This window comes from Peptoclostridium sp. AF21-18, from assembly GCF_003478825.1.
In the GTDB taxonomy this organism is placed as follows: domain Bacteria; phylum Bacillota; class Clostridia; order Peptostreptococcales; family Peptostreptococcaceae; genus Peptacetobacter.
In genome coordinates this window covers 33,536-46,326 of sequence record NZ_QUGE01000001.1, presented here as the reverse complement: position 1 = coordinate 46,326, position 12,791 = coordinate 33,536, and the positions used below count along the sequence as shown (strand labels likewise).

The following is a 12,791-nucleotide window of genomic DNA, read 5'->3' as shown; positions in this document are numbered from 1 at the left end:
TTATATTATAACATTCAAAAAAAATATATACAATATAATTACATATTAAATATTATATATTACATAATAAATATAAGATATTGACATATTACTTACATAATGGTATATTATAGACAAATAAATCAAAAAAGTTAAAAAATAATACCTATAAGTTTTAAAAAGGAGATGTTCTAATATGAAATTAACTAAAAATAAGCTAGCAAAATACTTTGATCACACATTTTTAAAGGCATATGCTACAGATAATGATCTTAGAAAGTTATGTGAAGAAGCAAAATCTATAGGAGCTGCTATGGTGGCTATCAATACTGAATGGGTTACATTCTGTAAGAAAGAGCTAGATGGTACGGATATACACGTTGGAGCTGCAATAGGATTCCCTCTAGGGCAGTGTGGATTAGAAACAAAATTATTTGAAACAGAGGATGCTATAAAAAAAGGTGCCGACGAAATAGACTATGTTATAAACATAAGTAAAGCAAAGATGGGCGATTGGGACTTTATAAAAAAAGAAATGGAAGCTATAGTAGAAATATGTAGAAAAAATAATAAAATATCAAAAGTTATATTTGAAAACTGCTATTTAGAAAAGGATGAGATAAAAAAATTAGCAGAGATAGCTAAAGAAGTTAAACCAGACTTTATAAAAACTAGTACAGGATTTGGTACTGGTGGAGCAACATTAGAAGATGTTAAACTTATGATAGATACAGTGGACGGAGAAGTATCTGTTAAAGCTGCTGGCGGAATAAGGGATTATGAAACTGCTAAAAAAATGATAGACTTAGGTGTTAAAAGAATAGGTACGAGTTCTTCATTAAAAATACTTGATGAATTTGAAAAGGAGAATGAAAAATAATGTACAGTGGAGAAGATAAAAGACCTATATTTGTCGAAAGTATAAAAGTGGAAACTATATGGGGCGGAAACAATATAAGTAAAGCAAGAGGATACGACAAAGGCTACGGAACTTGGTGGGAAATTTCAGCAAATAAAAAGAGCGCAAATATAGTAAAGAATTATGAAACGGATAAAAATTTTTATGAATTTATAAAAGAGGATGAAAGCTCTATACTTGGTGAGGGATATACTCTTCATGAAATGTTGAGACTTGGATATTTAGATACGGTAGACTCTTTAAGTATTCAGGTGCATCCTGATGACGAGTATGCAATTAAAAACTCTGATGACTTCGGTAAAAAGGAGAGTTGGTACATAATAGATGCAAAACCGGGTGCAAAGTTGGTAGCAGGAACTACTACAGATGATACAGATGTTATAAAAGAAGCTTTTGAAAATGGGACACTTGAAAAATATCTAAAAAGATGGGAAGTTTCAAAGGGAGATTTTATAACTATTCCAGAGGGGATGATACATGCACTAGGACGGGATATACTTGCTCTAGAAGTAGGCACAAACTCAGATACAACATACAGATTCTATGATTACAATAGAGTAGATAAAAGCGGTAAAAAAAGAGAGCTACATGTAAAAGAATCATTTGATGTTGTAGATTTTTCTAAGCAGCCAGAATTTGTAAAAAATGAAGAAAAAAGCAGAAGGTTAATAGAATCTGATGAATATGTAATAGATGAGTTGTATTTGGAAAATGATATGGATATTTTACTAGATAAATATTTTTGTATAGTGTCTAATATAGGAGAAGATTGTATAATAGAATGGAATGGAGAAAAAATACTTCTTCAAAAATACGAAAATGTATTTGTGCCTTATGCGTCTAAAAAAATAACAATAGAAAAAGGAGCGCATATACTGCTTAGCCAACCGGGAAAGGAGATATAATTATGAAAAAAACTATACTTGTAACAGGAGCTAGAGGATATATAGCTAGTTATATTCAAAATAGCAACAAAGATAAATTTAATTGGATAAAAATGACTAGAGATGATGCAGATTTTTCTAATCCAGATGAGGTAGAAAAATTTGTTAAATCACAGAAATTTGATATATGTTTACATACTGCAGCAAATGCAACTACTGCTGTGTGTGAAGAAAATCCAGAAATTGCAGCCAATATAAATGTAGAATCTACTAAAAGAATTGTAGATGCTTGTAAAGAAAAAGGGGCAAGATTAATATTCTGCTCAACTGAACAGATATTCAACGGAAAAGAAAATCATGGTCCATTTAAAGAAGAAGATGAGCCAAAAGCTGTAACTGTATATGGACAGAATAAAATAGATTGCGAAAAATATATAAATGATAGTGGAGTAGATGCAGTAATACTTAGATTCTCTTGGATGATGGGACTTTCATTTGCAGGGGTTAAAGCTAGTCCAAGCATAGTTAAAAATGTCTTAAATGCTATAATGTATCAGAAACCTACTTTATTTACTTGCAATGAAAGAAGATGTATGACTTACGCAAAACATCTAGCAGAACAGTTTGATAAGATAGCAGAACTACCTGCAGGTGTGTATCATGTAGCATCATCAAACGATATGACTACATATGAGAGTGCTTGCTTTGTAGCTAGAGAAATGGGAATAACTGAAGAAAACATAGAAAAATACATCCTTCCTAACACAGAAAGATACAGCGACAGATTTAGAGATTACAGATTGGATTCTTCAAAACTTGAAGAAATGGGAATAAAATTTGGAGATTTTAAATCAGATGTAAGAGAAATACTTAAAGATTTTTCTTTATCAAAATAAATATTAACTTGAATTAAAGCGACCTAGTTAAAGGTCGCTTTTTTATGTCTATTATGTGCAAGAATTTTTAAAAAATTTCAAAATTGTTACCACTTATATTAATATGAATGTGTTAAAATAAATTAACTAGAAAATAGATACGGAGGGGATCTGTATGAGAAAAGAAAACTACAAAGATGAAGTTAACTTTACTGAGGAGCAGATAAAGATAGATAGAAGACGAGATCCAGCTATAGACTATAGTTACGATGATAAGGGAAGTATTTTTAGAAAGATGTCTAAGTCGAGAGCTGAGAAAAAAATGCACAAAGAAGGGCATATAGGGTATAGTGATAGATCAGATAGTAATTATGATTTAGGTGACTATTATGATTCTAGTGATTATTACGATGAAAGTGATTACGATAATTTAGATAGCAGCTATACAAGTAATGATTATAATAGTACAGCTAATAAAGAAAATAATGATATTTTTAATAAGGCTAAATCTTGGGTTGAACAAAATGCTAGTAAAGAGTCTAAGGATTTATTCAACACTCTAAAAAATGAATATAAGAATATACAGAGTAATGCAGAGGCTAATAAAAACAAAGGATTTTCTAAACAATATAATAAGTCTAATAAAAAGTCAAAATCAGGTGGATACAAAACTTGTAAAAACTGTGGTTCACAGATGTACAGCGATGCAAAGGTGTGTCCTAAATGTGGAGAAGATCAAAATCCAAAAGGTCTTTTAAACACTATTGCACCTATGATAGGAAAACTTGTGCTTATTATAGTGATAATAAATGTTGCAATTGGACTTATTTCATTTTTTGTAGACTCTGGAAATTCTAATGATTATACTGTAGAACCAGTTACGAGTGAGTCATATATAGAGCTTTCAGAATATAAAAAAGAAGTTCCATTAAAATATATTGTACCTGAAAAAGATGTTATAAAAACAGATAAAGAAGAGGTTAGTGTAGGAGATGGAGGAGATATTCCTGCAGGAGAATATTTATTTGTAAAGAATGATAAAGATACTCCATTTGCAAGAATAGAAGTATATTCTGTTTTAGACAGAGAAAATGCTGAATTGTATGAGAATATTAATAGAAATTATTATGCAAAATTAGACAATGGAGATACAGTTAAGCTAGATAATGGAACGCTTTATAGAGCAGATCAGGTAGAATTAGATATGACAAATGATGAAAATAAAAAAACTGGAATGTACAGGATTGGAAAGGACATAGGAGATACATTTACAATAGAGGGAAATAGCCAAACATATTTCGCAGTATTGGGTGAAGAAAACGAAATAATAGTAAATGGTTTTGTGGACGAAGGAGAATTATTAATAGATCCTGAGTTTATAAAGGATAATTCAATAGATGGAGAAGTTGCCAAATACATATTTGTAAATGGCGGAATAATAAATCCTCAATAAAGGAGAAAAGGGATGTTGCATAATTTGCACAGCCCTTTTCTTTCAACAAAACAACAATAATAAATAAAGGTAGTAAAAAAAATGAAAAAATTAAAATTATATAAGATAGCCCATTCTTAGATTTTCTTCTATTTCAAGATATTCTAAAAATGAAACGAAATCTTCGTCGTTATCAACAAAGCATGAGCAGTATTTGTACTTATTTAAGAATGAATCCAAATCTGAGAAAAGCTCTATAGCCTTTTTAATTTCAAATTCACTCATCATAGCTGCTAATGATTCATTAGTTAATGTATTGATATTATTTATATTTTTCATAAAATCGCCTCCGAATCTGCTTTTGTTTTACTTTATACTTAAAGTATAAACTATATTGGCGCAGTATAATGTGAGGAAAGAAAATTATTTTAAAATTTTTAGAAAATATTCTATATAAATGACTTGAAAAGATGTATATTATAGATAAGTACAAAAAAGAGAGGTATTGATATGGGTAAAATAGGTGCAGCACTTAATATGGTTATGTTGCTACAGAATAACGGAAAAATGAAAATTGAAGAAATTGCTAGAGAGTTAGAGGTTAGTAATAGACAGGTTCAGGAGTATAAAAGTGAGCTTGAACAAGCTGGGATATTTATTAATTCTCAGAGTGGAAAATATGGTGGATATTCTATAGCTCCAGGAAGCAGATATCTTTCTATTCCCGTTAGAGATATGGATCTTAGTATTTTGGATAGAGTATCTGATTTTTTAACAAAGTCTAATAATATGTATTCAGATGAGTATAAAAACTCTATAAATAGAATAAAATCTAATTTTAAAAAGAGAGAGTATATAGACGAGCAGGTTAAGTATTTCTATATTTATCCAGGTAGCAGTGTAAATAAGGAAAAAGAAATTAAACTTTGTGAGCAGATATCTGATGCATATTCTATGAAAAAGAAGATTGGAATAGGATATAAGTCAATAAAATCAGGAGAGTCTGAGAGAGTTCTTCATCCATATGGTATATACAACTATGAAGGCGATACATATCTTATAGCATACTGTGAAAATAGAAAAGAAGTTAGGGATTTCAAACTGTGCAGAATTAGCAAGCTTAACATAATAGATGAAAAGTATAAAATAGACAAAGATTTTGATATACATGAATACACTAAAAACTCTATTGGAAATTTCAAAGGAGAAGAAATAGAAATTCATCTAATTATAAGAGAGCCATTTGCAACTATAGTAAGTGAAAAAAGATGGAGCTCAAAACAGAGTATTAAGGAATTAAGTGATGGAAGTATAGAGTTTAGAGCTAGAATGATGGGTTATGAGCAGATGAAAAGCTGGATACTTGGAATGGGGCCTAATGTGACTGTTTTAGAGCCTAAAAAACTAGTAGATGATATAAAAGAAGATATAAAGAAAATGATGAATACATATAACTATTAAAATAAAAAAGGATGTTGTAATTAGCTAAGTTTTACAACATCCAATTTTTATTTAATATTATTTTTTTGTCGAAAGTAATTTAATCTGTTTCCAAGCGTATTTTGTATCTCTTTCAAATTCTTTTTCGTCCATACACCAGTTTATAGGCATTTTATCTGTGTATGGAGTAAAGCCAAATTTTGAGTATATATTAAGTGCTTTGTAGCTAGATACTTGAGATGTTAGATAGATGTAATCTTTAAATCCTAACTCATTAAAAACATCTAATGCAGCAGAAACTAGACATTTTGCAAGTCCTAATCCTTGGCACTCTTTAGAAACTGCAACCCAATGAATTCTTTGAAGAGTTTTTCCAAAATGATTTCCATTCCAAATAGATGCTGTAGCTATATTTTTACCATCTTTATTCTGTATAAAGAAGCATTTTTTATATACGTCATCTGTACCATCTAAAAAAGTATCTTTAAAACATTTTAAAGCATCTTCTATATTTTCAAATTGCTCTAAATCAGTCTGAATCTGAGACCAATCTTTTTCATAACCGTCTTTATATTTAACTAATGAAAATCCCTCTGGAAGGTCGAATTTAGGGTATTCTGTTGGATTATTTTTTTCCATAAGAACTTTTATATCACGAAATTTATTGTATTCCATTTCAACGTGAGGTATTCCAGCTTCCATATAAACATCAGATACAGGAACAAAACCACATTTTGCATAAAGAGAACAAACATACTCCTGTGCAGAAAGAGATATACTATCTTCTTTTAATGTTTCTGTTATAAAATCAATAGCAAAATCTACCACTTTCTTTGCTAGTCCAGATCTTCTGTATTCTTTTAAAACAAGAACTCTACCTATTCCGGTATTTTCATAGTGGCTAAATTCTTTTGGAATTATTCTTAAATAAGCTACTATTTTATCGTTATCGTATGAAAATACATGATAAGAAACTTTATCTGTATCGTCAAAGTCATTTTCTTCAAAAATATGTTGCTCACATGCAAAAACTTCATATCTTGCTTTTGCTATTTCATAAAATTCTTCTACTGTAAGATCATTAAAATGCTTTATCTTAAACAAAAATATCAACTCCTATTTTATTAGTTTTTCTAAATTATACCATATTCACAAAAAATACAGAAATATTAGATTATTAATTTATAAAATTTGATTAAAAAAACGTTTTATTGTGTTATTATAGTGAAGGAAACTTAAATTAGGAGAGGGAAAAATGCTAAATACTTTAACAACAATAATATGTGCTTTACCGGTAGTCTATCAGTTTATAGAGATGGTAACAGCTAAAACTAAAAAACTACCAAAGGAAAAATTTGATAATACTCTAAAATATAGAGTGCAGTACCAAAAGTTCTTCTTATTAGCTATGGGAGCTTTTGGACTTGCAGGAGTTGTAATGACTGCTAGATTTGGAATGGAAAAAGCAGCAACTCCAAGAATGGTTATAAGCTGTATAATAGCGATTATTTTTATTAAATTCTTGATGATGAAAAGTTGGAGAATAGAAATAGAAAAAGATGGGATTGAAGTAATAAATCTTTTTGGTAAAAAATTTATACCATACAGTGAAATAGATAGTTTAAAATGTGAAGAAAATAAAAAAACTATCTATTCATATGGGAAAAAAGTAGCTACGATAGCCGACACAGTTATAGGATTTAATGAAGTAATGAAGGTTTTAAAAAGAAAAAAGGTTAGAATTGACTACTAATAATTATGGTTTGATGAGGAGGCTTAAAAAAGTCTCCTTTTTAATTAATGGAAATTTATTTGTAAATTTCTATAAATTGATGTTATACTATCTACTATGCTTTGAATAACAAATTAATTTAATAATTAATAAAGGAGGAGAGGATTTGGATAAAACAAGAAAACTTACCGAAGCATCGCTATTAACTGCGATATTTGTTGTTGTGACGATTATATCTGTAGGAAGTGGTATAGGATATGGGATATATTTAGATTATATTGTTCCATTATTCTACTTTATAATATATTTAAAATGCGGATCAAAATATACTGTTTTATCAGCTATGTCAGGTCTTATGATTGTTTTTGCAGTACTTGGAAATCCAGGAACTGCTATATGGGCGAGCCAGGGAATTATCTTGGGAATACTATGTGGTATTTTATCAGAGAAGAAAACTAGTCTAATGGACGATTTACTTCTTGGAACGCTTATAGGATCTATTATTATGGTGTTTATAGATATATACGCATCAAAATTAATAGGATATAGTTTTATTCAAGATTTCAAAGAAACAATATCTTATATGGCGAAGTATATGACTAAAAATGTTCCATCTTTTAGTAATTTCCCACCAGAATTTATACAGAGCTATTTTAGTACAGTATTCTATGTTTCTATAACATTAATACCACTTGGAACCGTAGTAGGTGTTTATATAATAGGATTATTTGTAGGGAATAGATTAAATGTATTAAAAGGGGAAACAAAGAAAAAATATGAAGTTATAAGACATTTTAGAACTTTTTCTAGGATGACGTTCTGTTCAAGAAATTTATTTTACATAATGGTTATCTACACTATGACCTTTAGCCTTATGAATAAATACGGAATAAAGACAAACATGGCTTATATTGATACTATAATGAATTGTTTCTTCTATTCAGGTCTTTATTTCTTAATAAGAGATTCTATTGCGGGAATACAGGGATATATGCTTACTAAAGGTAAGAGTATGGGACAGGTAAGACTATTTACAATACTATACTTATTTATTCTTTTAAGCTATTTCTGGTTAGCTGCGATTATAGCAATACTTTACTTTATGAGTATAGATGTGAAGTATGGACTTAGAGAGTTTTACTGTGAAAAAATGTCTACTCTATTGACAAATTAAGCGAAAAGACATATATTATAAATATATGTTTAAAATTTAAAGTTTTAATTTAATTAACAAAGGCTGAGAAGAAAAGAGTAAGATTTATGGGATTTTCAGAGAGCTCCAGGTTGGTGTGATGGAGTAGTTTTGTATATCTGAAGTACATTTTGGAGCCGCTTACCTGAAATATATAGTAGGGTTTGACGATTTGCATACGTTATAATGCAGTGTCTATTATTTTGACACACTGAGTCGGATATCGTGAGGTATCTGAGAACTAAGGTGGTAACACGAGAGATATCTCCCGTCCTTTTTATTAGGACGGGAGTTTTTTTGTTTAAAAAATTTTTAGGAGGAAAAGTTATGAGTATATCTAAAATATCTGTAGATGAACAGATGAAGATCGTAATGAAAGGTGTAGACAGTCTTATAGATGAAAAAGACCTTAAAGAAAAATTAACTAAAGCACAGAAAGAAGACAAACCATTAGTAGTAAAATTAGGTCTTGACCCAAGTGCTCCAGATATCCATTTAGGACATACAGTTGTTCTTAGAAAAATGAAACAGCTTCAGGACTTAGGACATCAGGTAGTAATAATAATAGGGGACTTCACAGGTAAAATAGGTGACCCAACAGGAAAATCTAAAACAAGAAAAGCATTAACTACTGAACAGGTTCTTGAAAATGCAAAAACTTATCAGGAACAGATATTCAAAGTATTAGATAAAGACAAAACTATAGTAAGATACAACAGCGAATGGTTAGGAAAATTAAACTTTGAAGAAGTTATAAAATTAGCAGCTACAATAACTGTTGCAAGAATGCTTGAAAGAGAAGACTTCAAGAAAAGATACGAAGGACAGATGCCAATATCAGTTCACGAATTCTTCTATCCTTTAATGCAGGCATACGACTCTATAGCAATAGATGCTGATATAGAACTTGGTGGTACTGACCAGAGATTCAACCTTTTAATGGGTAGATCACTTCAGAGAGAATTCGATAAAGAATCTCAGGTAGTTATAATGATGCCTCTACTTGAAGGTCTTGACGGTGTAAACAAGATGTCTAAATCATTAGGAAACTACATAGGAATAGATGAAGAAGCTGGACTTATGTACCAGAAAGCTATGGAAATACCAGATGAATTAATAATAAAATACTACAACTTAGTAACAGACGTTCATCCTGATGCTGTAGCTGAAATAGAAGCTAAATTAGAAGGTGGAGCTAACCCAAGAGATATAAAAATGGAATTAGCTAAAGAAATAGTTACTCTATACCATGGAGAAGAAAAAGCTCAGGAAGCTGAAAACAGATTCAAGAGTGTATTCCAGAAAGGTAATATACCAGATGATATACTAACTGTTGAAGCTGCTGCAGCTGATTTAGATATAGCTGGTATAGCTGTTGAAAACAAATTAGTTCCAAGTAAGAGTGAAATAAGAAGACTTGCTAAACAGGGTGGAGTAAAAGTTAACGGAGAAAAAGTTAACGACTTAAACGCTGTTGAAGCAAATGGAGAACTAGTTATACAGATAGGTAAAAAGAAATTCATAAAAATAGTTGTAAAATAAATAAAAGCAAACAAAAACCCCCAGTTTTCTGGGGGTTAATTTTTTATTATTGAACTTCTGGAGCTGTAAGTAAAGTAATTCCACTATTTTTTATTTTTTCTACAAAATCTGGATTATCTAAGAATCTTTCTTTTACATTTATATCGTTAGCTTTGTATATTCTTGATTCTATTTCTGCCATATATGCTGCAAATTCAAGTGGTGAATCAAATAATTCTTCATTTTCAGCATAGTACTGAGTAAGTTCTTTTCTTGTTCCAAGATCTGATAAGTAAAGAAGTTTTAATTCTTTTTTGCTTAGGTTTTCATCAGTATTTCCACAAGCAAATCTTACATCTTCAGCTGGAAGGTTAAGGAATACATCATTATATATTGTATCGTTTTTTATTATACTGTAGTTAAAGTCAGATATTTTTTTATCAGAGAATATATTGTAGTTATATATCATACAGACCATTAAATATTTGTCAAATAAATCAGGGTATTCTTCTGAGTTTTCAATAACAAAGTTTTCTATATCCTTTAAATAGTCGAAGTATACTCTTTTTAATAAGTCCTGTTTAGTTTTAAAGTAATATGTAAAGTTACCAAGAGTTATGTTTGTATTATCACATATTTCCTGGATAGTCGTCTTAGAATATCCTTTAGTGTAGAATAATTTTTTTGACTCTTCTACTATGTAATTACAAGTATTAAGTCCTTTTTTATATCTGTTCATAAAATCCTCCTAAAGATTAATTAAATCTCATTTATTTTAAATTTTGGTATAATTATAGCAAAAGGGTATGAAATTAAAGCGAATAAATTATAAAAAAACAGTGACTTCAAATATCTAAAGATTTGAAAATATAAATGAATTTAAAGGCAAATAGATAAAACAAAACTAGAAAATGTATTTACAAAATATTTTTTTTATATTAAGCTATAAACTGGATATACTTATTCTTACCGTTCTTTAAGAATAAATAAAAATTAGTATTAGTTTAATATTAATATTATAAATTTGGAGGGAGTCTATGAAAAAATACATAGGGGAAATAGGTCTTTTTATAGTAGCCATAATTTGGGGAGGCGGATTTGTCGCAACGCAGGCTGCATTAGATGGTGGGCTTACCACATCACAGATAATGACACTAAGATTTTTTATATCAGCGGTGTTAATGACAGTTATATTCTTTAAACAGATAAAGAATAATTTATCTATGGGGACAATTAAAGTTGGAGTTATACTGGGAATTTGTTTATTCTTAGGATTTTTCCTACAGACATTAGGATTAAATTATACAACTCCATCAAAAAATGCATTTATAACATCAGTAAATGTTGTAATAGTTCCATTTATAGGATTATTACTTTATAGAAGAAAAATTGATAAATTTGGTATGGCAAGTAGTTTTATGGCAATAGTAGGTATAGCAGTTTTATCTCTTAGTGCGGATTTTACAGTTAACGTAGGAGATGTTCTTACATTATTATGTGCATTTGGATTTGCATTCCAGATATTCTTTACAAGTGAATTTGTTAAGAACCACAATCCAGTAGCATTAACTGCCATACAGTTCTTTACAGCATTTGTTTTATCATTTATCGCTCAGATATTTATGGGAGAATTAAGTATTCACTCAACTGCATCTGGATATATGGGAATACTATACCTAGCTGTGTTCAGTACAACAGTATGTTTCCTACTTCAGACAATATGTTCAAAGATGGTAGACGGAACAAGAGTTGCGATAATTCTTTCTACAGAGGCTGTATTTGGAACAATATTATCTATAATAATACTTGGAGAGCCAGTAACATTTAGAATGATCATAGGTAGTTTAATAATATTTGCATCAGTAATAACAGCTGAAACAAAATTATCATTCTTGCCGTTCTTTAAAAATAAGCAATAAAATTAAAAAAAATATAAATTAAATGTTTAGAAGAATGAAGCTAGGGTATAATTATTACCGTAGTAAAGAAAACCTGTTAGACTTAACAAAAATAACATTTTATTTACATTACTATTATTTAAAATAGAAAAGACAAAATAGTACATTTAAAAGAAAAATAACAAAAAATTCTAAAAAAATGTTTTAAAGATTTAAGTCAGGGTATATAATAGACATAGGGTTGGAAACAACTGATTATCAAATAAAAAATAATTAAATTAACTTTAGGGAGGAATTCTAAAATGAAAAAATGGGTTTGTACAGTATGCGGATATATACACGAAGGAGAAACTGCACCAGCAGAATGTCCAGTATGTAAAGTAGGAGCAGATAAATTTGAAGAAATGGCCGGAGAAAGAGTATGGGCTGACGAACATAGAATAGGTGTTGCTCAGGGTGTTGATGAAGAAATAGTTGAAGGATTAAGAGCAAACTTCACTGGTGAATGTACAGAAGTTGGTATGTACTTAGCAATGTCAAGACAGGCAGATAGAGAAGGATATCCAGAAGTAGCAGAAGCTTACAAAAGAATAGCTTTCGAAGAAGCAGAACACGCTGCTAAATTCGCTGAATTATTAGGAGAAGTTGTTGAAACATCTACTCAGAAAAACCTTGAATTAAGAGTTGACGCTGAATACGGAGCAACTGAAGGAAAATTAAAAATAGCTAAAAGAGCTAAAGAACTAGGATTAGATGCTATACATGATACAGTTCACGAAATGTGCAAAGACGAAGCTAGACATGGTAAAGCATTCTTAGGATTACTTAACAGATACTTTGCTAAATAATAAAGCTTAAATTAATAAAAAAGCTTCCGAGAAAATCTCGGAAGCTTTTTTTATTCTCTTTTTTAGCTTTT

Annotated in this window: 13 protein-coding genes and 1 other annotated feature; of the genes, 10 read left to right on the top strand and 3 right to left on the bottom strand. The window is 29.8% G+C overall.

The features are described 5' to 3' along the window. The first annotated feature begins 175 nt into the window (after positions 1–175). The 4 genes from deoC (at position 176) to DWX74_RS00205 (ending at position 4,110) form a co-directional block, all read left to right on the top strand. Complete coding sequence (gene deoC, locus DWX74_RS00220; protein WP_118548029.1) at positions 176–859, top strand: deoxyribose-phosphate aldolase; 684 nt, start codon at positions 176–178, stop codon at positions 857–859. After that, positions 859–1,803 (top strand): class I mannose-6-phosphate isomerase, encoded by a 945-nt coding sequence (locus tag DWX74_RS00215; RefSeq protein ID WP_118548027.1) that lies wholly within the window; start codon positions 859–861, stop codon positions 1,801–1,803. Before deoC ends, DWX74_RS00215 begins: the two co-directional genes overlap by 1 nt. A gap of 2 nt (positions 1,804–1,805) precedes the next feature. After that, complete coding sequence (locus DWX74_RS00210) at positions 1,806–2,678, top strand: SDR family oxidoreductase (protein ID WP_118548025.1); 873 nt, start codon at positions 1,806–1,808, stop codon at positions 2,676–2,678. Positions 2,679–2,832: 154 nt separating this feature from the next. Beyond that, entirely contained in the window at positions 2,833–4,110 is a 1,278-nt protein-coding gene (locus DWX74_RS00205) for a zinc ribbon domain-containing protein (RefSeq protein WP_118548023.1), read from the top strand. 96 nt (positions 4,111–4,206) lie between these two features. Here DWX74_RS00205 and DWX74_RS00200 read toward each other — a convergent pair whose 3' ends face one another. Then, a complete protein-coding gene (locus DWX74_RS00200; RefSeq protein WP_118548021.1) occupies positions 4,207–4,428 on the bottom strand; it encodes a hypothetical protein in 222 nt (73 codons plus the stop codon). Positions 4,429–4,599: 171 nt separating this feature from the next. Here DWX74_RS00200 and DWX74_RS00195 point away from each other — a divergent pair, with 171 nt between their 5' ends. Continuing rightward, positions 4,600–5,550 carry a helix-turn-helix transcriptional regulator gene (locus DWX74_RS00195; protein WP_118548019.1) on the top strand — a complete coding sequence of 317 codons (951 nt, stop codon included), beginning with the start codon at positions 4,600–4,602 and terminating at the stop codon, positions 5,548–5,550. Between the two features lie 57 nt (positions 5,551–5,607). Here DWX74_RS00195 and DWX74_RS11050 read toward each other — a convergent pair whose 3' ends face one another. Next, positions 5,608–6,633 (bottom strand): GNAT family N-acetyltransferase, encoded by a 1,026-nt coding sequence (locus DWX74_RS11050; RefSeq protein ID WP_158573203.1) that lies wholly within the window; start codon positions 6,631–6,633, stop codon positions 5,608–5,610. A gap of 151 nt (positions 6,634–6,784) precedes the next feature. On the opposite strand from DWX74_RS11050, the gene DWX74_RS00185 reads away from it, so the two are divergent. The 3 genes from DWX74_RS00185 (at position 6,785) to tyrS (ending at position 9,995) form a co-directional block, all read left to right on the top strand. Next, positions 6,785–7,282, top strand: coding sequence for a DUF6560 family protein (locus DWX74_RS00185; protein ID WP_118548017.1), 498 nt, complete (start codon positions 6,785–6,787; stop codon positions 7,280–7,282). A 145-nt stretch (positions 7,283–7,427) separates the two neighbouring features. Then, positions 7,428–8,435, top strand: coding sequence for a hypothetical protein (locus DWX74_RS00180; RefSeq protein WP_118548015.1), 1,008 nt, complete (start codon positions 7,428–7,430; stop codon positions 8,433–8,435). A gap of 56 nt (positions 8,436–8,491) precedes the next feature. Beyond that, positions 8,492–8,732, top strand: a binding site (T-box leader). Between the two features lie 48 nt (positions 8,733–8,780). Further along, the gene (gene tyrS / locus DWX74_RS00175) at positions 8,781–9,995 is read left to right on the top strand and encodes a tyrosine--tRNA ligase (RefSeq protein ID WP_118548013.1); all 1,215 of its coding nucleotides are present in this window, start codon (positions 8,781–8,783) and stop codon (positions 9,993–9,995) included. A 46-nt stretch (positions 9,996–10,041) separates the two neighbouring features. On the opposite strand, the gene DWX74_RS00170 is transcribed toward tyrS, so the two are convergent. Continuing rightward, on the bottom strand, positions 10,042–10,713 hold the full coding sequence (locus tag DWX74_RS00170) for a TetR/AcrR family transcriptional regulator (protein ID WP_006440190.1): 672 nt from the start codon (positions 10,711–10,713) through the stop codon (positions 10,042–10,044). Between the two features lie 298 nt (positions 10,714–11,011). On the opposite strand from DWX74_RS00170, the gene DWX74_RS00165 reads away from it, so the two are divergent. Both DWX74_RS00165 and DWX74_RS00160 read left to right on the top strand, forming a co-directional pair. After that, entirely contained in the window at positions 11,012–11,893 is an 882-nt protein-coding gene (locus DWX74_RS00165) for a DMT family transporter (RefSeq protein ID WP_118548011.1), read from the top strand. Between the two features lie 281 nt (positions 11,894–12,174). After that, positions 12,175–12,720 carry an NADH peroxidase gene (locus DWX74_RS00160; RefSeq protein WP_118548009.1) on the top strand — a complete coding sequence of 182 codons (546 nt, stop codon included), beginning with the start codon at positions 12,175–12,177 and terminating at the stop codon, positions 12,718–12,720. Positions 12,721–12,791 lie beyond the last annotated feature (71 nt).

Coding starts and splice junctions, on each gene's coding strand:
- DWX74_RS00210 (WP_118548025.1), top strand. CDS start 1,806: ATGAAAAAAACTATACTTGTAACAGGAGCTAGAGGATATATAGCTAGT.
- deoC (WP_118548029.1), top strand. CDS start 176: ATGAAATTAACTAAAAATAAGCTAGCAAAATACTTTGATCACACATTT.
- DWX74_RS00160 (WP_118548009.1), top strand. CDS start 12,175: ATGAAAAAATGGGTTTGTACAGTATGCGGATATATACACGAAGGAGAA.
- DWX74_RS00200 (WP_118548021.1), bottom strand. CDS start 4,428: ATGAAAAATATAAATAATATCAATACATTAACTAATGAATCATTAGCA.
- DWX74_RS00185 (WP_118548017.1), top strand. CDS start 6,785: ATGCTAAATACTTTAACAACAATAATATGTGCTTTACCGGTAGTCTAT.
- DWX74_RS00205 (WP_118548023.1), top strand. CDS start 2,833: ATGAGAAAAGAAAACTACAAAGATGAAGTTAACTTTACTGAGGAGCAG.
- DWX74_RS00215 (WP_118548027.1), top strand. CDS start 859: ATGTACAGTGGAGAAGATAAAAGACCTATATTTGTCGAAAGTATAAAA.
- DWX74_RS00165 (WP_118548011.1), top strand. CDS start 11,012: ATGAAAAAATACATAGGGGAAATAGGTCTTTTTATAGTAGCCATAATT.
- tyrS (WP_118548013.1), top strand. CDS start 8,781: ATGAGTATATCTAAAATATCTGTAGATGAACAGATGAAGATCGTAATG.
- DWX74_RS00170 (WP_006440190.1), bottom strand. CDS start 10,713: ATGAACAGATATAAAAAAGGACTTAATACTTGTAATTACATAGTAGAA.
- DWX74_RS00195 (WP_118548019.1), top strand. CDS start 4,600: ATGGGTAAAATAGGTGCAGCACTTAATATGGTTATGTTGCTACAGAAT.